19 protein-coding genes are annotated in these 23,300 nt (G+C 42.8%); 5 read left to right on the top strand and 14 right to left on the bottom strand.

What is annotated here, in order from left to right; translation table 11 throughout:
* Nucleotides 1–2: 2 nt before the first annotated feature.
* On the bottom strand, nt 3–3,743 hold the full coding sequence (locus tag MusilaSJ_RS18275; RefSeq protein WP_274986309.1) for a S8 family serine peptidase: 3,741 nt from the start codon (nt 3,741–3,743) through the stop codon (nt 3–5).
* A gap of 109 nt (nt 3,744–3,852) precedes the next feature.
* Complete coding sequence (locus MusilaSJ_RS18270) at nt 3,853–5,502, bottom strand: NAD+ synthase (RefSeq protein WP_274986308.1); 1,650 nt, start codon at nt 5,500–5,502, stop codon at nt 3,853–3,855.
* Nucleotides 5,503–5,647: 145 nt separating this feature from the next.
* Between MusilaSJ_RS18270 and gldB the strand changes: the two genes are divergently transcribed.
* Complete coding sequence (gene gldB / locus MusilaSJ_RS18265; protein ID WP_274986307.1) at nt 5,648–6,685, top strand: gliding motility lipoprotein GldB; 1,038 nt, start codon at nt 5,648–5,650, stop codon at nt 6,683–6,685.
* 65 nt (nt 6,686–6,750) lie between these two features.
* Here gldB and MusilaSJ_RS18260 read toward each other — a convergent pair whose 3' ends face one another.
* The 10 genes from MusilaSJ_RS18260 to MusilaSJ_RS18215 form a co-directional block, all read right to left on the bottom strand.
* Entirely contained in the window at nt 6,751–6,948 is a 198-nt protein-coding gene (locus MusilaSJ_RS18260; RefSeq protein ID WP_274986306.1) for a hypothetical protein, read from the bottom strand.
* 239 nt (nt 6,949–7,187) lie between these two features.
* The gene (locus MusilaSJ_RS18255) at nt 7,188–7,739 is read right to left on the bottom strand and encodes an REP-associated tyrosine transposase (RefSeq protein WP_274986305.1); all 552 of its coding nucleotides are present in this window, start codon (nt 7,737–7,739) and stop codon (nt 7,188–7,190) included.
* Nucleotides 7,740–7,913: 174 nt separating this feature from the next.
* Nucleotides 7,914–8,801, bottom strand: coding sequence for an ATP synthase F1 subunit gamma (gene atpG / locus MusilaSJ_RS18250; protein ID WP_090530320.1), 888 nt, complete (start codon nt 8,799–8,801; stop codon nt 7,914–7,916).
* A 145-nt stretch (nt 8,802–8,946) separates the two neighbouring features.
* The gene (gene atpA, locus MusilaSJ_RS18245) at nt 8,947–10,521 is read right to left on the bottom strand and encodes a F0F1 ATP synthase subunit alpha (protein WP_112653231.1); all 1,575 of its coding nucleotides are present in this window, start codon (nt 10,519–10,521) and stop codon (nt 8,947–8,949) included.
* Nucleotides 10,522–10,563: 42 nt separating this feature from the next.
* Nucleotides 10,564–11,106, bottom strand: a complete 543-nt coding sequence (gene atpH, locus MusilaSJ_RS18240; protein WP_274986304.1) for an ATP synthase F1 subunit delta — start codon at nt 11,104–11,106, stop codon at nt 10,564–10,566.
* A 113-nt stretch (nt 11,107–11,219) separates the two neighbouring features.
* Nucleotides 11,220–11,711 (bottom strand): F0F1 ATP synthase subunit B, encoded by a 492-nt coding sequence (gene atpF, locus MusilaSJ_RS18235; protein WP_176625293.1) that lies wholly within the window; start codon nt 11,709–11,711, stop codon nt 11,220–11,222.
* 110 nt (nt 11,712–11,821) lie between these two features.
* On the bottom strand, nt 11,822–12,031 hold the full coding sequence (gene atpE / locus MusilaSJ_RS18230; protein ID WP_110585792.1) for an ATP synthase F0 subunit C: 210 nt from the start codon (nt 12,029–12,031) through the stop codon (nt 11,822–11,824).
* 47 nt (nt 12,032–12,078) lie between these two features.
* Nucleotides 12,079–13,158, bottom strand: a complete 1,080-nt coding sequence (gene atpB / locus MusilaSJ_RS18225) for a F0F1 ATP synthase subunit A (RefSeq protein WP_274986303.1) — start codon at nt 13,156–13,158, stop codon at nt 12,079–12,081.
* Between the two features lie 14 nt (nt 13,159–13,172).
* Nucleotides 13,173–13,559: a hypothetical protein gene (locus MusilaSJ_RS18220; protein ID WP_274986302.1), complete on the bottom strand. Its 387-nt coding sequence runs from the start codon at nt 13,557–13,559 to the stop codon at nt 13,173–13,175.
* Nucleotides 13,556–13,786 (bottom strand): AtpZ/AtpI family protein, encoded by a 231-nt coding sequence (locus tag MusilaSJ_RS18215; protein WP_274986301.1) that lies wholly within the window; start codon nt 13,784–13,786, stop codon nt 13,556–13,558. The genes MusilaSJ_RS18220 and MusilaSJ_RS18215 overlap by 4 nt, the downstream gene beginning before the upstream one ends.
* A gap of 70 nt (nt 13,787–13,856) precedes the next feature.
* Between MusilaSJ_RS18215 and porW the strand changes: the two genes are divergently transcribed.
* The 4 genes from porW to uvrC all read left to right on the top strand — a co-directional run bounded on the left by porW (nt 13,857) and on the right by uvrC (nt 21,429).
* Nucleotides 13,857–16,826, top strand: a complete 2,970-nt coding sequence (gene porW / locus MusilaSJ_RS18210) for a type IX secretion system periplasmic lipoprotein PorW/SprE (RefSeq protein ID WP_274986300.1) — start codon at nt 13,857–13,859, stop codon at nt 16,824–16,826.
* A gap of 3 nt (nt 16,827–16,829) precedes the next feature.
* Nucleotides 16,830–19,094: a transglycosylase domain-containing protein gene (locus MusilaSJ_RS18205; RefSeq protein WP_274986299.1), complete on the top strand. Its 2,265-nt coding sequence runs from the start codon at nt 16,830–16,832 to the stop codon at nt 19,092–19,094.
* Between the two features lie 51 nt (nt 19,095–19,145).
* A complete protein-coding gene (locus MusilaSJ_RS18200; protein ID WP_274986298.1) occupies nt 19,146–19,529 on the top strand; it encodes a four helix bundle protein in 384 nt (127 codons plus the stop codon).
* A 79-nt stretch (nt 19,530–19,608) separates the two neighbouring features.
* The gene (uvrC, locus tag MusilaSJ_RS18195; protein ID WP_274986297.1) at nt 19,609–21,429 is read left to right on the top strand and encodes an excinuclease ABC subunit UvrC; all 1,821 of its coding nucleotides are present in this window, start codon (nt 19,609–19,611) and stop codon (nt 21,427–21,429) included.
* Between the two features lie 82 nt (nt 21,430–21,511).
* Here the strand turns inward: uvrC and MusilaSJ_RS18190 are convergent, their stop codons facing one another.
* Both MusilaSJ_RS18190 and porN read right to left on the bottom strand, forming a co-directional pair.
* The gene (locus MusilaSJ_RS18190) at nt 21,512–21,907 is read right to left on the bottom strand and encodes a hypothetical protein (protein WP_274986296.1); all 396 of its coding nucleotides are present in this window, start codon (nt 21,905–21,907) and stop codon (nt 21,512–21,514) included.
* Nucleotides 21,908–22,317: 410 nt separating this feature from the next.
* Nucleotides 22,318–23,295, bottom strand: a complete 978-nt coding sequence (porN, locus tag MusilaSJ_RS18185; protein WP_091171862.1) for a type IX secretion system ring subunit PorN/GldN — start codon at nt 23,293–23,295, stop codon at nt 22,318–22,320.
* Nucleotides 23,296–23,300 lie beyond the last annotated feature (5 nt).

Raw genomic sequence — 23,300 nt, 5'->3', positions numbered from 1 at the left:
GCCTAACGGGTGATGATAACTTTTTGCGAATAGACCTTCTGTCCAAGTAATACCCTAAGCACATATACTCCCGGCGTTTGCCTGCTAACATTCAAAATAGTGCTGTAATTACCCTGATCAATGTTTTGCTGCCCGCCCTGGTAAACGGCTTCACCTAAAGCATTAATGAGGGATAATTTCATGGTGGTGGCTTCTTTAGCCGCAAATACCACGTTTAAATCGGTACTTACCGGTACCGGGAACACGCTCAACCCAATTTCATTTTTATTCCCGGCCCTGCCTTCGCGTGCGTAAACATAATTATCTGATTGCGCCACACAGCCATTGGCCAGGGTAACCTGCACCTGGTATTTTCCACTTTGTACAGGGTTATAAGTTGCAGCGGTAGCCCCGCTTATTACATTGCCATTTAACAGCCACTGGTTGCCATCGGTAAAGTTTGAGTTAAGTGTGTTATTGGTTTGGGTAATAAGCGGCTTGCTCAACGTTACCGCCTTACGTACGGCCGATGCGCAGCCCAGGCTTTGCACCTTCATATCATAAAAATAATAGTAGTAACCTTTATAGGCGGTTGTATCGCCATTGGTTGCAGTAGCGCTGTTACCGGTAATGCTAAATATATTACCAATCTTAAACGGGTAACCTGTTACCCCTCCGTTATTACGATATATTGTAGCCTGATCAGCAAAATCAACCGAGATCTGGTAATTGCCGGCACCTGGTAACGACAGGTTTAAATCATACACCTGTCCCTGATCGTTAGGATCATCGGGCTGTGCGCCTGCCAGAGGGGTTGTACGGGTTGCAACAGCGTTTATGGTAACCGACGATACAATTTGCCCGTTAGCATTGGATACATTAAATGTTATTTTCCCCGAATTACCAATGTAAAGGCGTGCGCTTTTAATTAATACCGGCACCTTAGTGTTTACAGTTACATAAGGGGTAAACTGATTATAACCACCAGCCGTAAACACGCTTTTAGTAGCCGGACCAATTGTTCCGGTAAAATCATTAACGCCTGCATAGTAAGTATTATTAACCGGCGCCAGGGTTGTTAACGCTTCACTGCCGGTGGCTATCGGCAGTTCATCAGTTGCATTCTGATACCATAGTACAGTACCGTCGCCAGTGCCAAATAATTCGTATTGATTGGTAGTGGAACAATAATAAGCACTCAGATCGCCAATAGTTGCCGGCGAATTAATGACGATATTGGCTGTAACCGAATTATTGCTGCTAACCGGATCGCCGGTAAGTTTGCTGGTAGCGGTAATAGTGTAGGATGCCCCTGCAACCGCATTAAACTCCTGGCTGAAGGTAAAGTTATCCTCGGCCAATGCGGGCAATGATGCCTTATAGATCTCATTGTAAGTAGTTGTAACATTATTGGCATTGGTAATAGTAACCGTTACCGGGATATTGTTTATAGCCGCGTTGCCAAAATTTTTAAGCCTCACTGTAACAGGTGTGCTCGCCGAGCACGAACCACTGCTGCCCGGGCTAACAATTGAAATAACGCCAGCGTCAATACTGGTTTGCAGAAATTGCACCCGGTAATCCTGGGTTTCGCCTTTGGCATAGCTGCCGCATGCTTTAATGGTTGATGCATCGCCGGTTTCTGTAAGCACAACCCGCATCAGGCTATAAGCCCCGGCAATTACTGTTCCCGGCACGGTAATGTTGGTATTATAAGTACCGGTTCCGTTAACGATACCGGTTGTTGCTGCCAGCTCATTATCTTCAAACACACCGTTAGCATTCCAGTCTATAAACACTTTTGCAGCTTTACTAAAATTGTTGCCGCAAGTGCCAAGGGTGATGCTCAAGGGGTACGTTTTAGCCTGCTCAAGCCGTACGGTAAGGTTGGTATAGTCCGAATAGCTTGTGCAGCCTGCGGCCGGGGTATTATCAATATTAGCGAGTTTTAAATTATCAACTTTTGAGTCGGCATTTGAGAGCGGAGCCGAAGCACAGTAAGCAGTTCCCCCAACCCCGGTAACAATAAGCGAGTATGCCTGCGACCCGGATGATAAGCTTCCTTTATGTGATACCGTAATAGTATAAGCCCTGCCGGGAACCGAATTAGGGATATATACCTGTTCAATGTTATCCCTGATGTTATCTCCGTTAGTTGCAGCAAATCCAGGCTTATTGGGGTCAAGTACCCAGGGAGTAAAAGTTGTTGTGCCGTCACTTACCCTGATATCGAGGTCATTCACCAATTTGGGAGTCCGGCTGTTGATCACGCCTTCGGTAGTTGCCGTACCTTGTGGATCTGTCCATGATATGGTTGCTGCCAGTAAGCGGTTACCGGATGCTATTACGTTATAGGTTTGTGTTTGTCCTTGTGTAAGTGTTTTTTCGCTTACTATGCTTTTACCGCCATTGTTGGTTATGGCTTGTGCAGCTTCGGCCATGTTAAGCAATCCCCAGCCATAAATATAATCAGGCCCCACATTGCCGGCATCGAAGGCCGTATGGCAAACCAATCCTTTCAATGTGGCCGACCGCATAAATGTTCCTCCATTTTGTTTGGCATAGTATTCCTGCAGCAAATAAAGCGAACCTGTAACATTAGGGGCAGCCATTGAGGTGCCTGATAAAGTAGCATATGAAGTAGTATTATCAACCCCTACCGAAAGTACGTTAACACCATCCCCTACAATATCCGGCTTAATGCGGCCATCATCTGTTGGCCCCCAGCTGCTGAACGGCGCTATGGCTACATCGCTCCGGTTTTTAGGACCGTACAATAGCGGGTAAACTGCGCCTACGGTAAGTATGTTTTTGGCGTTGCCGCTGGTGCTTATAATATCATAGCTATCATTATTGCTGATGCCGGCAGGGCGGGCGCCTTTGTTCACGAAAGTTTGATCGGTTTTGCTTTTGTAGCCGTAGTAGGTTTCACCCACTGCTGGGCCATTACTTGTACGCTCGTTACCTGCCGATTCAACAATGAGGTAATATGGGGCGGTATAAGCTATCTTATCCCAGTTGGCTGTTTTTGAGTCGTAGAAACCAAAGTTGTAATCTACCGTGTCGCCAGGTAAACCATTCCACTCCCAGCGGCCGGCCGAATCATTATAATCCCAACCCGTTACTACCCCGTATGAGTGATTGGAAAGTAGAAGATTGGCAGCAGCGGCACTCATGGTGGCTTCATCATTATTAAAATCATATGACTGAAGGGTTGTTGCTCCAAATGACATGCCTTTGGCCGGCGCGTAAATGCCTTTGGCTATCATGGTACCGGCTACGTGCGATGAATGGTCATTGACCGGTTCGGTAGTTTTTAGGGTGATGGTTTTACCGGCAAATTCCTGATGAGCTTTGTAAACCGCTCCGCCATCCCAAATGGCCAGCTTATTGGTCAAAAAATCTGACGATCCTGATAAGTTCAAACCTAATGAACCACCGGGCTGCAACGTATTTGTACCGGTGGTAGCAGCCGCTGTTGTATTGTTGTGTGTTATAAGGTATATCGGGAAACCCAATTTGTTAACCCCTTGCAGGGTGACCAGGTTGCCGTTTTTTGTACGGCGGGATAATGTCCATCCATGTGTTGTAGCTAAAGAGAGCGCCCTGTCATGCGACGCCTTATAATTGGTGAACGATTGCTGCGAAATATCGTTAAGCTGAAGCCTGTTCTTTTCGCTGATCAAAGGCTGTTGGGCCATAGCATCGCCTGCAGCAAATAACAGCAAAAGGCAAAAAGAAATAATTGTGTAAAGTTTGATCATTGGTTTGAAAGATAGGCAATTTTAAGAAAAATCAACCTTAACTAAAACAAAACGAACCATGCTTTACAATATTCGTAAACTTGACAATTAAAGAGTGAAATTTTATCTGTTACGACAAGTATTTACCTACAATAGGCATCCTCCGGCCCATACCAAATGCTTTTGGCGATACCCTTAAAATAGGCGGTGTTTGATAACGCTTATGCTCGGCCGAATTAGTGAGCTTGATAACCCGGCGAACGGTTGCCTCGTCATATCCCATCCTGATAATCTCGGCCGATGAGCATCGGTTTTCGATATACTCGGCCAGGATCTTGTCGAGCACATCGTATTCGGGCAGCGAATCGGTATCTTTTTGATCGGGCCTTAACTCAGCCGATGGCGGTTTAACGATGGAGTTGATCGGTATGATCTCCTTATTGCGATTAATATATCGCGCAAGCTCAAAAACCTGGGTTTTGTAAACATCGCCAATAACAGAAATACCGCCGCACATATCGCCATATAAAGTGCCATAGCCTACAGCGGCTTCGCTTTTGTTACTGGTGTTCAGCAAAATATACCCGAACTTATTGCACATCGCCATTAATAAAACAGCCCTGCTGCGCGATTGGATATTTTCCTCCGCGATATTAAAAGGCAAGCCATCAAACTGCGGATTTAACGCTGTTTCAAAGGCCTCTGTAATGCTTTTAATGGGCACTATTTCGTGTTTGCAACCAAGGTTATCAACCAAATCCTGCGCATCTTTTAATGAATGATCTGTTGAAAACCGTGAAGGCAGTAATACAGCCATCACATTTTGCGGCCCCAGCGCCTCTGCAGCCAAAGCGCACACTACTGCCGAATCAATACCGCCCGACAAACCTAAAATTGCCTGCTTAAAGCCCGATTTATAAAAATAATCACGGATGCCAAGGATAACAGCTTGATAGATCTGCTCGATATCACCCGGCCGCTCAGTTTTTATCGTTGCCGGATGATCAAAGCTTAGCGTGTTATCTTCATTTAATGTATAATAAGCCATGCTTTCCTCAAAATACGGCATCTCATCAATTAGCTTACCTGTATTATCAAACACCAACGAACCGCCATCAAATATCAATTCGGTTTGAGCGCCAACATGGTTAACATACAACAACGGCAGTTTATAACGACTGGCATTATCACTCAGGATCTCGATACGCTCTTCATCGTGGTTATAAGCAAAAGGTGATGCTGCTATATTGATCATCAGGTGCGGATTTTGATGAATGAGGGTATCCATTGGCCGGGTAATGTACAGCGGGTTTTCGATGGTATTCCACAGATCCTCGCAAATGGTTAGTGCTATCCGCTTACCTTTAAACTCAATACAATTAAATTCTGTTGAAGGTTCAAAATAACGATACTCATCAAATACATCGTAATTAGGCAGCAAGGCTTTGTTTACTAATGCCTTCACTTCGCCGTTCTCAATAAAATAGGCCGAGTTGCTCAGGTCTTTACCCTCGGGTTTATGGTTAGGGGTTGGCAAGCCTATGATACAGGCAATACCTACACATACTTCGGCTATCTTTTTGGCCGCTTCATCGCATAAGCCTATAAATTCATCAAACTCTAAAAAATCGCGTGAGGGATAGCCGCAAACACATAGTTCGGCAAATACAACCAGGTCGGCGCCATTATTTTTTGCCTTGATGATATGATCGATGATTTTATTGGTGTTCGATTCAAAATTACCTACGTGATAGTTGAGCTGGGCTAACGCGATTTTCATAGTATATGTATATTTTAGTCTTAAGTCGCAAGTCTTTAGTATAAAGTCAAAAAATAAGACTTTCGATTTAGGACTACCGACTATTGACTTAACAATAGTAGCAACATTAATGCAAATAAATTTACTTTTGCCTTAAAGGATAAAGATGAACCCTACCCGGTATATAGCAAAGCAAATTTACTTAATTTTTTCCATCGGCCTGATATTAAGCAGCTGTACCCGCAACAAAAAAATTGATGTAAGCAATATCAACGTTAATGTAAAAATTGAGCGGTTTGATCATGATTTTGATGCAATGCACAATAAACCGATGACCTTGCAAGCTTCCTACCTGCAAAAACAATACGGCAGTTTTTACCCTGATTTTATCGAACGCATTTTACAGGTTGGTAGTACTAAGGATACCACCTATTTTAAAGCCCTCCGCGAGGTGTTTGCGGGCAAAGCCTATAACGACCTCAAGCACGACGCCGATGCCGCCTTCCCTAATATGGACCGGCAGAACGCCAGCCTTACCGAAGCTTTTAAATACATTAAATATTATTACCCCCAAAAACCTCTCCCGCGGGTATATGCTTATATTTCTGGTTTCCAGGCACAAACTACCATTGGTGATGGCTACTTCGGCGTCGGGATAGATTTGTTTCTGGGTACGGATTCGCGTTTTTATCCTTCGCTTACCAATGCTTTTCCGCATTATCTTTCCAAATGGTTTACACCTGATAACATTACGCCCCGCGTGGTTGAAGGCATGGCACGAGAGGACATGTTCCCGGAAGATGACAATGATAAAGCCCTGCTTAATAAAATGATCTATAACGGCAAGATCATGTACTTTATGGACAGGGTACTACCTGATGTGGCCGATAGTACCAAGATCCGGTATACTACCGAGCAATTAAAATGGTGCAATGAATTTGAAGGCAAGATCTGGGGGTACTTTTTAGAACAAAACCTGCTATACGAAACCGATTATCAGAAAATTCAAAAGTACCTCACCGAAGCCCCTTTTACCCCCGGCCTTGGCGAGAAGAATGATTCGGCGCCGAAACTTGCTGTGTGGACGGGCTGGCAGATAGTAAGGAAATATATGGACAAGCACCCTGACGTAACGCTACCCCAGCTGATGGCCGATAAAGATGCCCAAAAGCTCCTGAACGAATCGGGATATCACCCCAAATAAAAGGCACAAAAAAAGCGCTTTCAAAATGAAGGCGCTTTTTTAATATCAATTTCCCTGTTGCGGGATTACTTCATGATTGAGAAAACGCATTTTAAAGCAATCAGGATACCAATGATCATGATAACATTCGAGATAGAAGTATACATGAAGCCTGAATTGGCATCGCCGGCAAAACGCAGGTAAACACCTACCATACCGATAATTATAGCTACAGTTAATAATTTGTAGTGACCTTCTGCGTTAGCATTTTCCATTGATTCCATGGTACCGATTTTTAATGTTTGCGCAAAAATAGAAATGTTTACCGAAAAAGCTATAAAGTTTTTATGATTTTATGCCGCCGGCGAACCAGGTTGGGTGTTTACGCTTATAATAGCGGTAGAGCACCTATAAAACTGCCGGCAGCACTATAAATACCCAAATGTTTGCCAGGCCTAACAGCAATTCAGTACTGGTCGAAGTTTAGCGATAGCGTAACTTCGACCTAAAATGTGTTAAGCTTTCAGCTTAACTTTATAACAGGCAGTACTCCCTCTTCATCCAAATAATAATCTTTCGCACTACTATACAAATAATTTGGAGGATAATCAACCGCACCGGATTCAACCGGATTATTATGCACATAATCTAATCGCTGCGTTATCATTTGCTGAGTAGATAATTCAATAGGATGATTATTTTGTTGCCAAAATTGATAATGTTCATTATTGGCATTATGTATTCCAGCTCTTTCAAACATCCATAATAACCATTCGCGTCTACTCTCTTGCGGATTTTCGGCAACCGCTTTTAAAATAGCTTTAGAAGTGTGCCTTTTTAGGTCGCGCATTATATTTGACAGGTTGCCTTTTTCTGTGCTTATGATCAGGTGCACGTGGCTGGACATGATACACCACGCATACAACTCCAAGCCTTTATTTTCGATGCAATATTTAAGGCTGTCTACTACAATATCGCAATAAATTCGCCGTACAAAAACATCGATCCAATTTACCGTAGCAAAGCTTACAAAATAAAGTTGATCGTGTTCGTGAAAAACGTATTTACGGCCCATCGATACGAATATAAATTTAGGTATTGGGTTTCGCAAGCAGAATGCTTGCTTCATTTTAGGACGAAGTTACGCTATCGCTAAACTTCGACCAGTTTCAAATTTAACTCTAAAATATCAAAACCCAAAAAGGCTCTCCTTCCGGAAAGCCTTTTCTATATAAAAGTACTCTTAAACTTAGTTACCGCCTGAAAGGGCTGCAGCACCGCTCACGATCTCGGTAAGCTCGGTAGTGATGGCTGCCTGACGGGCCTGGTTGTATGAAAGTTTCAATGATTTCAAAAGCTCACCTGCATTTTCGGTTGCTTTATCCATCGCTGTCATACGGGCACCATGTTCAGATGCGTTTGAATCCAATACAGCGCGGTAAAGTTGAATCTTGATATTTTTAGGGATCAGTTGCTCAACAATTTCCTGTTGTGATGGCTCAAGGATATAATCAACATTAGCTGCTTTTACTTCCTCTTTCTTTTCGGCTTTTGGCACTGGCAATAACTGTTCAGTGATCAGGTATTGTACAGCCGCGTTACGGAAGTGGTTATACACCAGCTCCACACGGTCATAATCGCCGTTAACAAAGCCCTGCATAATAGCTTCGGTAATTTTTGAAGCGTTTTCGAAGTTAAGGTCCGAGTACAGGTCATTGTTATTACCAATTACGTTATACTTACGCCTTTGATAAAACTCCTGGGCTTTTTTACCGATGGCAACGATAGATACGTTACCGGCAGCAAGTTGCTTAGGATATTTTTCGGCAATAAGATTATTGGCAGTTTTAATAACGTTAGTATTGAAAGCGCCGGCCAAACCACGGTTTGATGATACCACAACTACCAATACACGTACCGGCTCACGCTCCTGAAGGTATGGAGAAGTGTTATCCTCCAAACTTGCAGATAAGTTAGCCAGCAGGTCCTTCAACTTACTTGCGTAAGGGCGCAGCTGAATAATAGCGTTGGTAGCACGTTTCAACTTAGCAGCCGAAACCATTTTCATAGCCTTGGTGATCTGCTGGGTTGATGATACAGACTTGATCCTGTTTCTTACTTCTTTTAAATTAGCCATTCTTTATTGAGATGTGAGATTTGAGATATGAGATTTGAGATAGCCTCACATCTGCACTTTCAATCTGTTTATCTAATTTATAATGATGTCAGATGCGGGAAAGAGAAAAGTCTCAAATCTCACATCTAACATCTCATATCTAAAATTAATACCTTGCTGACAGCTCTTTAGCTACTGTTTCCAGTACGCCGGTAAGCTGGTCGTCAAATTTACCTGCTTTAAGGGCAGCTAAAACTTCAGGGTGACGAACTTCTAACTGATCGGTAAATTCGGTTTCGAATTCCCTTACTTTATTTACCGGCACGTTACGCATTAAGTTTTTAGTACCTAAGTAAATGATAGCAACCTGTTTCTCTACAGTTACCGGTGAGTATTGACCTTGTTTCAGGATCTCTACGTTACGGATACCTTTATCCAACACGTTTTTGGTTGAAGCGTCAAGGTCAGAACCAAATTTTGAGAAAGCCTCAAGCTCACGGAACTGAGCCTGGTCAAGTTTCAAAGTACCGGCAACTTTCTTCATTGATTTGATCTGCGCGTTACCACCTACACGTGATACAGAGATACCTACGTTGATAGCCGGACGAACACCCGCGTTGAACAAGTTAGACTCCAGGAAGATCTGACCGTCAGTGATCGAGATTACGTTGGTTGGGATGTATGCAGATACGTCACCAGCTTGTGTTTCAATGATTGGAAGTGCTGTTAATGAACCACCACCTTTAACGATGCCTTTGATAGACTCAGGAAGGTCGTTCATTTGCTGCGCGATAGAATCATTTGAGTTGATTTTAGCGGCACGCTCTAATAAACGGCTGTGCAGGTAAAATACGTCACCCGGGTAAGCCTCACGGCCCGGTGGACGACGTAACAACAAGGAAACCTCACGGTAAGCAACAGCTTGTTTTGACAAGTCATCATAGATGATCAAAGCCGGACGGCCTGTATCACGGAAGTACTCGCCGATAGCTGCACCTGCAAACGGAGCAAAGAACTGCATGGTAGCAGAGTCTGAAGCGTTAGCAGCAACTACGATAGAGTAAGGCATAGCGCCATTCTCTTCAAGCGTACGAACGATGTTAGCAACAGTTGATGCTTTTTGTCCGCAAGCTACATATATACAGATTACAGGTTTACCTGCATCATAAAATTCTTTTTGATTGATGATGGTATCGATACAAACCGCAGTTTTACCTGTTTGACGGTCACCGATAACCAACTCACGCTGGCCACGACCGATAGGGATCATCGCGTCGATAGCTTTGATACCGGTTTGTAATGGCTCGGTTACCGGCTGACGGTAGATTACACCCGGAGCTTTACGCTCAAGCGGCATCTCGTAAGTTTGACCTGTAATTGGCCCTTTACCATCGATAGGTGCACCCAAGGTATCAACAACACGGCCAAGCATACCTTCGCCTACGTTGATTGATGCAATCCTGTTGGTACGTTTAACGGTATCACCTTCTTTAATATCGTCAGATTTACCTAACAATACCACACCCACGTTATCTTCTTCAAGGTTAAGTACGATGCCTTGCAATCCTGTGCCAAACTCAACCAACTCACCCGACTGTACTTTAGTTAATCCATAAACGCGTGCGATACCGTCACCCACCTGGAGTACAGTACCCACTTCTTCTAATTCAGATTCTGACTTGAAGCCGGCCAACTGCTGACGCAAAATTGCTGATACTTCGTCTGGTCTTACCTCTACCATTGTTTAAAATTTATTTAGAGTTTTACTTTTAATACTTATTAATTATGCCTTTGCAGCAAATTCTTTTTTCATTTTCTTAAGGCTTGCAGCAATGCTGGTATCAACCTGCCTGTCGCCTACGTTAAGCACAAATCCGCCAATCAATGACGGATCAATCTTAGTATATAGCACTACAGTGCCACCAATAGCTTTTTGCAATTCATCTACCAGCGTCTTTTTATTGGCATCAGATAATGCTGTAGCTGATGTAACTTTAGCCTTGGTAATATTCCTTTTAATATTGAAAAGGTTGATATATTCCTGGGCAGTAAAATACAAAACCTCGCCACGACCTTTATTTATCATCAGCTTAAAAAACATAATGCTGGCTTTATTTACCTTATCACCAAACACAGCTTCAAGAACATTGATCTTTTTAGCTTGTGAAATAATAGGGTTAGCCAAAACAGCGGCCAGTTCAGAACTTCCTTTTAAAGTATGTAAAAAAAGATCCATATCTGCCTTCACCGCATCAACAATGTTTTGTTCCTGCGCAAGATCGATAAGTGATTTGGCGTATCTCGATGCTACTGTTATTTCTGACATTTCTTTCTAATTTCGGATTTCGAATTTTCGATTTCGGAATTTTTATATTCAATTTCGGAATTTAAACTGGTTAGCGGATACCGGAATAAATCCGAAATCCCAAATCCGAATTCTTATAACTTCACTTCTTTCAATAATTGGCTAACCAATTCGTCTTGTTGCTGCTGATCTTCAAATTGCTTGCGAAGGATCTTCTCAGCAATCTCTAAAGATAAAGTAGCTACCTGGTTTTTAACATCAGCCAAAGCAATAGCTTTTTGGTTGTTGATTTCAACACGGGCAAGCTCAATCATACGTGCACCTTCTTTATGTGCAGCTTCTTTAGCATCAGATACGATTTGCTCTTTAGCTTTGCGGGCTTCAGACAGGATCAGGTCACGTTCGGCCCGGGCTTGTTTAATCAATGATTCGTTTTCATTGGTTAAACGGCTCATTTCCTCTTTGGCAGCTTCTGCTTTCAATAACGCATCTTCAATTGAACGCTCACGATCGCCAATGGCGGCCATGATCGGTTTCCAGGCAAATGCCCTCAGTAAAATAAGTAAGAATAAAAAGGTTACGGATGTCCATACAACCAAACCCCAATCAGGCATTACTAAATCCATCTTTTATATTATTGTTGTGACTATAGTTCTAATTAACATTATTCATTCAAGTAAAAACCGGTGTGTAACCAACCGTTACACCACCCGGTTTTTATTTTTTTCGGGTAAAATTATTTGTTACCCAAAAGCGCAACGATCACACCGAAAAGAGCAACACCTTCAACAAGTGCAGCAGCGATGATCATGGCAGTCTGAATTTTTGAAGCAGCTTCCGGCTGACGAGAGATACCTTCCATCGCTTTACCACCGATTTGACCGATACCAATACCAGCACCGATAACTGCTAAACCTGCACCTAATGCAGCAATACTTCCAACCATTGTTTTTAAATTTAAATGAATATAGTGTTATTATTAATTACAAATTATTAATGATGATGCTCCTCAACAGCGCTGCCAATAAACAACGCGGTAAGCATTGTAAAGATGAATGCTTGCAGGAAAGCTACCAGCAACTCAAGCACATCGATAAACAAAGCGAAAGCTATTGATACCGGAGATACCCAAAGTGTCTGGAATATAAAAATCAAAGAGATCAATGCCAATACGATAACGTGGCCTGCCATGATGTTTGCAAACAAACGCACCATTAACGCGAAAGGCTTTGAAATGATACCGGCAAGCTCAACTATCCACATGATAGGGTAAAGCCAAAACGGAACGTCAGGTGCAAAAATGTGTTTCCAATAGTATTTGTTACCATTAAAATTAACCACGATAAGGGTAATAACAGCAAGCACCATGGTTACGGCAATATTACCGGTAAGGTTTGAACCTCCGGGAAAAAACGGCACCATACCAATCAGGTTATTGATCAGGATAAAGAAGAACATGGTTAACAGCAGCGGCATAAAGCGCGCGTATTTGTAACCGATGTTCGGCAATGCTACTTCGTCACGGATAAACAGGATAAGCGGCTCCAATAATGATTGCAAACCTTTAGGCGCTTTACCTGCGCGCTTTTTGTACGAGCCTGCTACGCTAACAAATATGATGATCAGCAATATTACCGACATCCACATGGAAAACACGTTGCGGGTAATTGACAGATCAAAAATCTTAGCGGTTTCATCAACGGTTGTACCATCGGCGCCAACAACTTTAATTTTGTCTTTAACTAAAGCATAATTGTGGTATTTACCCTGGTGGGCTTTTTCACCATGCTCAAATTCAGAAGCCGAAAATACTTCCAGTCCGCCATCTGTATAAAGTATAACAGGCAAACCAATAGCAACCTTACCACCTATATGAAAATAGTGCGAATCGGCAATGTGTTCAAGGATGGCTTCATTAGGGTCAAATTTTTCCTTTTCTTTACTTTCAACAGTTGTTGATGACTCATTTTTTTCTTGTACAGCGTTAGCATTTAACGTTACAAACAGCGAAAAAACGCCTAAAATGATGCTTAAGGTAATTTTTTTTGAGTTCAAAATATGGCTAAAATCCATTAGCAGAGAGATTTTTACTTTAATTTTTGGTTGCGCAAGGTACGTAACAAACCGTAAATTTCAAAGGCGAGGTTAAAGAAATATACGTAAAAAAAATTCGCAACAAATATCACCCCATTTACTTTGATTTTAAGTAAAAAAAACAGGCAAAAAAACATGCAGATCAAAAGCTTGATCATGGTTGCCCCGAGGAAGGTTTGAGCATATATTTCCTTGTTGATTTTGGTTACCATCAATATGGAAACAATGGTGATAAATGTGAGCCCGGTTATAAAAGCAAACATCATCCAGAAATGAGGATCGAGCCAGGCGCCATGGGTTGATTTGCTTAACAGCAATGGCGGCACAGCTATGATAACTGCAAACAGCAGGAACGATAAAATAACAGTGTGCAGTTTCAATTTTTAACAGATCTGATAACGATAAACAAAGCAATGAATACCCCGATAAGGGCGAGTATGGCGGTAGCCCATTTTACATCATGCTTGCCGGCTTCATCAATTTTATAACCGGCAAATGTAAAAATGCCGATGATAACCACCATCTGAAAACCGATGCTGCTGTATTTAGCATAGGCGCTTAAAGGCTTGCCTACCTCATCTTCGTTATTTTCTTCATTTTCGGCCATGCGCAAATTTATTAAACCTATTGCATAATCTTTAGTATTTTAGCAAGGCTTTTTAAACTACCGTATTGCATTGAGGCGATTATCATCATCCTATAAACCAAACACCAGCATTTTTTTTCTGTTTGCAGTTACATTGATAGCGGCCGGTTGTTCGCTTGAAAAACAAAGCGGCTTTAACCGCACCATGCAAAACCTGACCGCCCATTACAACATACTATTTAATGCGAATGAAATTTTACGGCTCAAGCAGGAAAGCTATGCCGCATCTTTTCCTGATGCCTACAGCGAAATTTTAAATGTTTATCCTGATACTACCGCACAAACAGGTACGCCTGATAAGGACCTGGAAGAAGCTATTGTAAAAGCCAACAAGATCATCAGTATTAAGGAACAAAGCCATTATTTGGGTGACGCTTACCTGGTACTGGGCAAATCCCGTTACCTGGAGGCTAATTATTTTGATGCTGTTGAGTATTGTAATTATGTAACCCGTTCATTCGGCAAGCAAGCTAATTTAAAACAGGAGGCTTTGGTATGGAAAGCCCGCGGGCTTATGTACCTTAACCAGTTACCTTTAGCTAAACTGGTAATTGATTCGGCCATACAGGATATCAACCCTAAAAAAAATGTTACTGCCGATGTTTACGCCACCAAGCTGCAATATGATATCTTAACCCAAAACTATGCCGAAGCCGAAGAGATGGCTAAACTGGCCATTAAATACAGTTATGTCAGCAATCTCAAACTCCGCTGGATCTTTATCCTGGGCCAATTACAGGAGCTTAACCTCAAGCCGGCCAATGCCTATGAAAGCTATACCCGCATAGTTAAAAGCAACGCCAGTTTTGAAATGGCATTTAATGCCAACCTTAACCGGATCCGCATCCGCGACAATCAAAACGGTGTTAAGGCCAGTAAGATCGACCTATTACGTGCCCTGCTTAAGAATGAAGACAATACTGATTTTTACGACCAGATCTATTACCAGATTGGTGAACAGCAGTTTAAAGCCGGCGAAATCGACAACGCCCTGAAAAGTTACAAGAAATCGGTGCGGGTAAGCACCAAAAATCAAAACCAAAAAGGCCTTTCGTATTTACGTATTGCCGACATCGACTTTAAAAACAAGGCCGATTACGTGAATGCCAGGCTTTATTATGACAGTACGCTCAATAACCTGTCGACAAATTATCCCGGTTATCAGATCATCCGCAAAAAGGCTGATAACCTGCAGATCCTTACCCGCCTGCTTGAAACCATCTCACGCGAGGATACCCTGCAAATGCTTGCCGCTTTGGATGATAAAACCCGCGATGCCCGTATAGATGAAATGGTAGCCCGCAAAACACGTCAGCAGCAACAGGCCGCTTTAGAAGCCACCGGTGCCGCTGCCAATGTCAATAACGGCACTATGCCAAATACCTTCGACAGGAACAGTAATTCACCTTCCTCCAATAAAAACAGCGGTAGTACATTTTACTTTTACAACAACAGCGCCGTAAGCCAGGGCTATAACGACTTTAAGCGTTTATGGGGCAACCGTAAGCTGGAGGATAACTGGCGCCGCAGCAGGCGTTCAAATACAGGTATACCAACCGCCAATGCCGGCATTGGCGGTTCACAGGTTAATGATCCGGATGCCCCTGTTGGTAGCGCAGCTTATAATACTACCCATGTATCGGCAGGTACCTTTAGGCAGGATCTTGTTAAAAACCTGCCCCTTACTCCTGCCCTTTTGCAGCAATCCAATTTCAAGATCTACAACGCTTATTTTGAAATGGCTAATTTTTATCGCGATGTATTGGAAGATAAAAAGGAAGCTATTGCCACTTACGAAACCCTGCTTACACGTTTCCCTCAAAGCAACGATAAGCCTTCAGTTTATTATAACCTGTACAGGCTTTATGTCGATATAGACGCTGTAAAGTCAAATGATTACAAAAACAGGTTGCTTAAAGAGTATCCGGAAAGTGTATTTGCTAAAGTAATTCTCGATCCGGATTATGCCCGCAAGCTGGCCGATGTAGATGCTGAATTTAACGGCTTTTATAACGAAGTGTACGATCAGTATGCTCAAAAGCAATACGCAAAAGTGATTGAGAAAGCAAATGATTTGCTTAACAAATATCCTGACAACCGGTATGCAGCGCAGTTATACTACCTGAAAGCCATCGCTGCCGGGCATATGGAAAAGTTGCCGCCATTCCAAGCCGATCTGCAGTTAATCGCCGCAAAATATCCGCAGGATAAACTCATCGCTCCACTTGTAAACCAACACCTGGCCTATATCGATTCAAACAAGGCCGAAATAGCCGCGCGTCCGGTGGTATTATTTAATGATGATCCTAACGAGATCCCTTTTACCCCACCGGTGGCATATCAAAAACAAACAGAATACCGTCCGCCATATACGCCATCGGCACAAAATGTAACTCCCCAGGAGCGCCTGCCCGAACGGGACACGCGTATAATAGCCGGGGCTAAAACATCGGCACCACAAATTCAGCAGGCTGCAATTCAACAACCAAAACAACTTGCCGCAGGCCAGATCCCTTTACCGCAGCATCAAATGCCGGATACTTCAAGGGATATAGCCACGCAGCCGGCACCCAAACAAAAAGATACTGTGGCTACGGTTCACCCGGCCGCCATTAACAATACAACTGCGGTAAACTACATATTCAGCAAGCGCGACAGCAGCAACTATTACTTTGTGATAAATGTATCCAGTGGTACAACTAATCTGGCTTCTACACGTTTTGGAGTAGGGCAGTTTAACCGTACACGATACACCCGCAGCGAAGTGATCCACCACGTTAAAAGCGTTGGCGAAAATAACCAGCTGATATACGTTGGCCGTTTTTACAGCCTTGCCGATGCTAAAGATTATGCACGTACCATTGTACCTCTGCTACCCGATATTATGAAGGTTCCAAAGGATAAATACAGCATTTTTATCATTACCAAAGAAAATCTGGATAAATTAGCAACCCAAAGTATATTGGATAGTTATTTTGACTACTATCAGAAATTTTATTAGAAAATGAGAACCACTAACACAAGGTTTAACTCGAAAAATCAACTCCAGCCTGCAGATATAAGAAGATACAACTGGTACATATGGCGAATTGTGCTTGGCCTTTTCGCTTTTGTAGTTATGATGATAACACTCACTATTTTTGATGTGTTTGGTCAGCTGCCTTCGTTCCGCGACCTGGAAAACCCCAAGAGCAACCAGGCTACGGAGATCATCTCATCCGACAAACAGGTATTGGGGACTTATTATATCCAAAACCGCTCAAACGTTACTTACCGCGAATTGTCACCAAATGTAATTAACGCGTTGGTTGCCACCGAGGATAAACGCTTTTATGACCACTCAGGCATTGATTTTGGCCGAAGCTTTACTATTTTTGCGCATTTGCTCATCGGGCAAAAACAGGGTGGCAGTACCATAACACAACAGCTGGCACTTAACCTTTTTTCAGAGCGATCTGCCAATCCATTTAAGCGGATCATTCAAAAACTGCAGGAGTGGGTTACAGCTGTTAAGCTTGAACGCCATTACACCAAAGAAGAGATCCTAACCATGTACCTTAACACAGTCGACTTTGGTGCTTATAACACTTATGGTATCAAATCGGCCGCGCGCACTTATTTTAACACTACGCCAGATAAACTAACACCCGATCAGGCTGCCCTGTTAATAGGCATGGTTAACGGCCCCGGCATTTATTCGCCTATCCGCCACCCGGATAACGCACTTAAAAGGCGCAACCTGGTGCTAAACCGTATGGCCGAGCAAAATTACCTGAGCGAAGGCCAGGTTGAAGAATATAAACGCAAGCCACTTGGTCTTGATTTTCACCAGAACAATCATTTTGACGGACTGGCGCCATACTTCCGTTCGGTATTGAAGAAAGAACTTCAAAAGATTTTTAAAGAACAGAATATTAACCGCCCGGATGGCACCCCTTATGATCTTGACCGCGACGGCTTAAAAATATATACCACCATTGATGCTACCATGCAGCAATATGCGGAGGATGCGCAGCGTGATTATATGAAAGACCTGCAGGCCCAGTTCAATGATCACTGGCGCGGCCGTAACCTTTATAAAAGCATCCACAACTTCAAATTTTTGCTTGATCAGGGCATGCAAAAATCTGACAGGTACAAACAACTGAAACAACAGGAAAAATCTGACGAGGAGATTGAAGAAAACTTCAAGACCAAAACCATGCTTAACCTTTTTACCTGGCACGGCAATATCGATACCATGATGAGGCCAATTGACAGTATTATCTACTGTAAAATGCTTTTGCGTAACGCCCTCATGAGCATGGACCCAACAACCGGGTATGTTAAAGCATGGGTTGGCGGCACCAATTTTGAGCACTTTAAATATGACCAGGTAAAGAACGGCACCCGCCAGGTGGGCTCAACGGCCAAACCATTTACTTATGCCGTAGCTATTGATAACGGTTACTCGCCATGCATGAAGATTAATAATGTGCCAGACACCATTCGTGGTTATGGCGCGCCATGGTGCCCGCGCTCTTCGCCGTCCGAAACTTTGCCGGGCTTTATTACTTTAAGGCAGGCATTAGCACACTCACAAAACTGGGTTACGGCCCACGTTATGGGCGAGGTTAAGCCAGAGCCAGTCGTTGAACTAATCAAGAAGATGGGCATCACAACCAATGTTCCGCCTTATCCTTCTATATGCTTAGGTACGTTTGATGCCTCGGTTTTTGAGATGACGGCCGCTTACTCCGCTTTTGCCAACCACGGCCTTTGGACAGAGCCTACTTATATTTTACGCATTGAAGATAAAAACGGCAACGTATTGTACACCCATACTCCGCGCGTAGTGCAAGCCATGAACCCGCAAACGGCGTATGTAATGACCTATATGCTTAAAGGAGTTATTGAAGATGGTACCGGTTCAAGGTTAACCTATAAATATGGTTTACGAAACCCAATAGGTGGTAAAACCGGTACAACCCAAAATAACTCCGACGGTTGGTTTATAGGTATAACCCCACAGTTGGTTACCGGCTTATGGACAGGTTGCGAAGATCGTGACATTGCCTTCCAAAGCACCCGCCTGGGCGAAGGTGCCAATAGTGCCCTGCCTATATTTGCCATGTACATGAAAAAGGTATATGCCAATGCGGCTTTAGGCATCAAAAAGAACGTTGATTTTGATGCACCTGCAAATGGAGTTAGCATCATATTGGATTGCGGAGCCTATAACCAGCAGCAACAGGGAACTACTGAGGTAGATAAGAAATTAGGGTTTTAATGGTTCATTCGTTCACTTGTTCATTAGTTCATTGGTAAATAGTTTAATAGCATGAGTCATCACACTCTCGAAGACTTAGAAGTTTATAGATTGGCTGATAGTTTCAGTGATGAGATTTGGTTTATTGTAAGCGAATGGGACTATTTCACTAAAGACACCGTTGGAAAACAAATAGTGCGCTCTGCTGATTCAATCAGTGCGAATATAGCGGAGGGTTACGGCAGGTACCACTATAAAGAAAACCGCAATTTCTGTTATTTTAGTAGAGGCTCAATTTTGGAAACCAAAGGCTGGCTTCAGAAATCAAAGAAAAGAAACCTGATAACTGAGGAACAATTCGACGATCTGTTTGAAAAGCTACAGGTCATTCATCTCAAGTTAAATGCTTACCTTAAATTCATTGGCAAGCGGGACGGTAATGAGAAGGCAGAGTAATAAAGAATAAACTGAGTTCTATTGGTAGAGCTGAATGCAATCACCAGACAGACCAATGAACTAATGAACCAGTGAACTAATGAACCAATTTGATTACAGGGCTGCTTTAAAAAACATCCCTCACAAACCCGGGGTTTACCAATACTGGGATAGTGAGCAGGAACTGATATATATTGGCAAGGCTAAAGACTTGCGCAATCGTGTTGGCTCGTACTTTAACCAGGATATTCATATCAATGCTAAAACACGGGTGTTGGTATCCAAGATCCGTGCTATAACTTTTACTATTGTTGACACCGAGGTTGATGCCTGGCTGCTGGAAAACAGCATGATCAAGAAGCATCAGCCCCGCTACAACGTAATGCTTAAGGATGATAAAACCTATCCATGGATTATCATTAAAAACGAAAATTACCCGCGTATTTTCTGGACCCGCCGTATTATAAAAGATGGATCCAAATACCTTGGCCCTTATGCATCGATAAGCATGATGCATAACATTTTAGGGCTTATTAAGGAAACTTATCCCTTGCGCACCTGCAACCTGCAGCTCACCCGCGAAAACATTGATAAAGGTAAGTTTAAGGTTTGCTTGGAATACCAGTTGGGCAACTGTAAAGGGCCTTGCCAAAACTATCAAACAGAAGAGGACTACGATAACAGCATCGAAGAGATCAAGGATATTCTGAACGGGAAGATCGGTGCAGTTCTTCGCCGTTTAAAAAATGAGATGGAAACCGCTGCCATGGAAATGAATTTTGAGCTGGCGCACCGGCTTAAACGCAAATTCGAACTGCTTGAAAATTACCAGAGCAAATCCACTGTAGTTAATTCATCTATTACTGATGTGGATGTGTTCAGCATTGCGTCAGAGGAAAAACTGGCATTCGTAAACTTCCTGAAGGTGATGAATGGTACCATCATCCAAACACAAACCATCGAACTAAAAAAGCGACTGGATGAAAGTGACGAAGAGTTGCTTACACTGGCCATATCCGAGTTCAGGAGCCGTTATAACAGCGACAGCAAGGAAATCATCGTACCGTTTGATATCGATCTTGAGGACCATCCAAACATCAAATTCACGGTGCCAAAACTGGGCGAAAAACGCAAATTACTTGACCTTTCGCAAAAGAATGTACAGTTCTTTAAGAAGGAAAAGATTGACCAGTACGAGAAACTGAACCCCGAGATCCGCACCGAACGGTTGCTCACGCAAATGATGAAAGATCTGCGCATGAACCAGCTGCCACGCCATATTGAATGTTTCGATAACTCTAACTTCCAGGGCAAATACCCGGTATCGGCCATTGTAGTGTTCAAGGATGGAAAGCCCTCCAAAAAAGATTACCGGCATTTTAACGTAAAAACCGTTGAAGGCCCTAACGACTTTGCCACTATGGAAGAAGCTGTACACCGCCGTTACCGCCGCATGCTGGATGAAGGAACAGAATTACCACAGCTGATCGTGATTGATGGAGGTAAGGGCCAGTTATCATCGGCCATGCATAGCCTTAAGTTATTGGGTATAGATAAAAAGGTAACCGTGATAGGCATTGCCAAACGCCTGGAGGAGCTTTATTATCCCAACGATCAGTACCCCATGTATCTCGACAAAAAATCGGAAACCCTTAAAGTGATCCAGCACCTGCGCGATGAGGCACACCGATTTGGGATCACTTTCCACCGTAAAAAGCGCGATAAGGGCACATTGGTAACAGAACTTGAGCTGATAGAGGGCATAGGCAAAACCACAGCCGAAAAGCTGCTTAAATACTTTAAATCGGTAAAGAAGATTCGCGAAGCTAACGAGGAAATGCTGCTCGAAGTAGTAAATCTTAAACAGGCCAAAGCCATATTGACGTATTTTAATACAGGAGCAGAAATTAAGCAAGGATAGCTCCCAGATTACTACGCCTAAAATAACAAAGGCCTGGTTCAATCAACCAGGCCTTCTTTATATATTGATGTTGTGATTTTTATTACTGAGCGATGTAAAATGATTTTTGATCGCCATCCTGATAAACATGAATTGATTTTTTAACTACCTGCTTGTCGGTAGTGATCTCCATAGTGTATTCACCATCTTCCAAACCGGTTAACACATAACCTTTGCTTACATCGGTTTTGCTTGGCACAATGTCTTTCAATAAAAGCTCATTGTCTTTATTGTAAACTTTTACTACTGACTTTCCATTTTCAGTTTTTGCAAAGTTCACTTTCAAACCACGGTCGTGGTCAAGGGCCTTAAAGCTTACAACTTCTTTGGCTTTAGGGGTAACATCGGCTTTGCCTTCGTCGGCTTTGGCTAATGTGGTAGCAAATACACCTGCAGTTAATAATACAAATAAGGCTGATAATTTTATTGAGGTTTTCATGATCGTAAGGTTTTAATGTTTTAAATATGTTGTGTTGTTGTTTTCAATGATCAAATGAACAACATATATTTTGATCACTAAAAAGTGTTATACCAGCTGTAGATATATATAGACAAAATCTCAAAAGCACTCGGCAAACCCGAAAAACGCCTTATTTATCCCTATTTCAGGCGTTGGTCGGAATTTTGGGGGAGTTGGTAGAAAGGAGTAAGCGATTGGTCAGGCCTGGGGTGAAAATCGCATATGAAAAGGGGATAAACAATAACTATCCTATCAAATGTTTACCGGCCAATAAGCACGGCAGAAGGCGCGACGAAAAATCTTAGCCGTTTTTACGAGAAAACGGGTCTTAACAAAACAGGCGATGAAAAATTCATCGCCTGTCTTAAATCTTGTTTAATCTTAATGTATTAGTACTGCCAAAGGTTAAGCTCCCAGTCAAGAAGGGACTTCTTAACCCTTTCTGATTCGTAAAGCTTATCAATACCCTGGGCGTAATCTTTTATACGCTCGTCTTTGTCGTTGCTTTCTTTTACGATATAACTGGTAAAGATGCGTTTTATAAATACATCGTCAAAACTTAAGCCCGTGGCATCGCTGTTACGGCTAACCACCTCTTTAGTTGCAAGTACCGCACGTGCTTCAGGAAAATAAATCCAAAAAGCAGGCTGAAAATCAATGTCAAGTGTACCTGTACCTTTAGGTTTAACCAGGGGAGCAATACCTATAATCCGGGGCTCAAATACGGAGCGCTGTTTATCGAAGATCCAATCTTCCTTAATGCGGAATTTAAGTACGCTATCAGGATTAAACTCACCTGCAACAAGCGTAGATGATATAACGTTATTATCCTTATCGCGCTTTTCAACCACGCTGCTGTCAGATGCTAAACGGCCACGGGCCTGTGCACCTGTTAAAGGAGTAGTAAAACCATCGCCATTGGGATCATCCTTTTTTCCCGGAGTTGGGTCATATGCTGTAAGCTCGCCTTTGGCTATGGCGTCAAGCAATACATCAATTAAACGGCCTTTGGGTGAAGCCAGGTACTGGTTCATCTTTTCGCGTACATCAATTTCGCGCCAAACGCGTTTGGCAAATGCTACATCATTTTCACGCAAGTTAGGATACGGCGTAACCTTGGCGTTTAAAATATTGTTCTTTTTGTAATAGCCGTCAAGCGGTCTGTCAAAAGGTTTCGCAGCAATTTTACTTGCAGTATCAAGGGGCTGCTGGCTGGTAACATTATCCGGCTGAACCTGTACAGGTTTCTGAGTTGTTTGCCTGGCGGTGGTTGTCTTTTTTGCCGGCGGCCTCTTGGTACGCTTTTTTTGCGCATAAGCGCTTACACAAGCCAGGCACAGGATAACAACTAAAATTCTCTTTTTCATACGCG

The sequence above is a fragment of the Mucilaginibacter sp. SJ genome, from assembly GCF_028993635.1.
Classification (GTDB): Bacteria; Bacteroidota; Bacteroidia; order Sphingobacteriales; family Sphingobacteriaceae; genus Mucilaginibacter.
The sequence above is the reverse complement of the archived record's forward strand: the minus strand, read 5'-3'. Positions and strand labels throughout refer to the sequence as shown.

Excerpts from the sequence above, each read along its gene's own strand:
- MusilaSJ_RS18275 (WP_274986309.1), bottom strand. The coding sequence starts at position 3,743 with ATGATCAAACTTTACACAATTATTTCTTTTTGCCTTTTGCTGTTATTT.
- MusilaSJ_RS18270 (WP_274986308.1), bottom strand. The coding sequence starts at position 5,502 with ATGAAAATCGCGTTAGCCCAGCTCAACTATCACGTAGGTAATTTTGAA.
- gldB (WP_274986307.1), top strand. The coding sequence starts at position 5,648 with ATGAACCCTACCCGGTATATAGCAAAGCAAATTTACTTAATTTTTTCC.
- MusilaSJ_RS18260 (WP_274986306.1), bottom strand. The coding sequence starts at position 6,948 with ATGGAATCAATGGAAAATGCTAACGCAGAAGGTCACTACAAATTATTA.
- MusilaSJ_RS18255 (WP_274986305.1), bottom strand. The coding sequence starts at position 7,739 with ATGGGCCGTAAATACGTTTTTCACGAACACGATCAACTTTATTTTGTA.
- atpG (WP_090530320.1), bottom strand. The coding sequence starts at position 8,801 with ATGGCTAATTTAAAAGAAGTAAGAAACAGGATCAAGTCTGTATCATCA.
- atpA (WP_112653231.1), bottom strand. The coding sequence starts at position 10,521 with ATGGTAGAGGTAAGACCAGACGAAGTATCAGCAATTTTGCGTCAGCAG.
- atpH (WP_274986304.1), bottom strand. The coding sequence starts at position 11,106 with ATGTCAGAAATAACAGTAGCATCGAGATACGCCAAATCACTTATCGAT.
- atpF (WP_176625293.1), bottom strand. The coding sequence starts at position 11,711 with ATGGATTTAGTAATGCCTGATTGGGGTTTGGTTGTATGGACATCCGTA.
- atpE (WP_110585792.1), bottom strand. The coding sequence starts at position 12,031 with ATGGTTGGAAGTATTGCTGCATTAGGTGCAGGTTTAGCAGTTATCGGT.
- atpB (WP_274986303.1), bottom strand. The coding sequence starts at position 13,158 with ATGGATTTTAGCCATATTTTGAACTCAAAAAAAATTACCTTAAGCATC.
- MusilaSJ_RS18215 (WP_274986301.1), bottom strand. The coding sequence starts at position 13,786 with ATGGCCGAAAATGAAGAAAATAACGAAGATGAGGTAGGCAAGCCTTTA.
- MusilaSJ_RS18205 (WP_274986299.1), top strand. The coding sequence starts at position 16,830 with ATGAGAACCACTAACACAAGGTTTAACTCGAAAAATCAACTCCAGCCT.
- MusilaSJ_RS18200 (WP_274986298.1), top strand. The coding sequence starts at position 19,146 with ATGAGTCATCACACTCTCGAAGACTTAGAAGTTTATAGATTGGCTGAT.
- uvrC (WP_274986297.1), top strand. The coding sequence starts at position 19,609 with ATGAACCAATTTGATTACAGGGCTGCTTTAAAAAACATCCCTCACAAA.
- MusilaSJ_RS18190 (WP_274986296.1), bottom strand. The coding sequence starts at position 21,907 with ATGAAAACCTCAATAAAATTATCAGCCTTATTTGTATTATTAACTGCA.
- porN (WP_091171862.1), bottom strand. The coding sequence starts at position 23,295 with ATGAAAAAGAGAATTTTAGTTGTTATCCTGTGCCTGGCTTGTGTAAGC.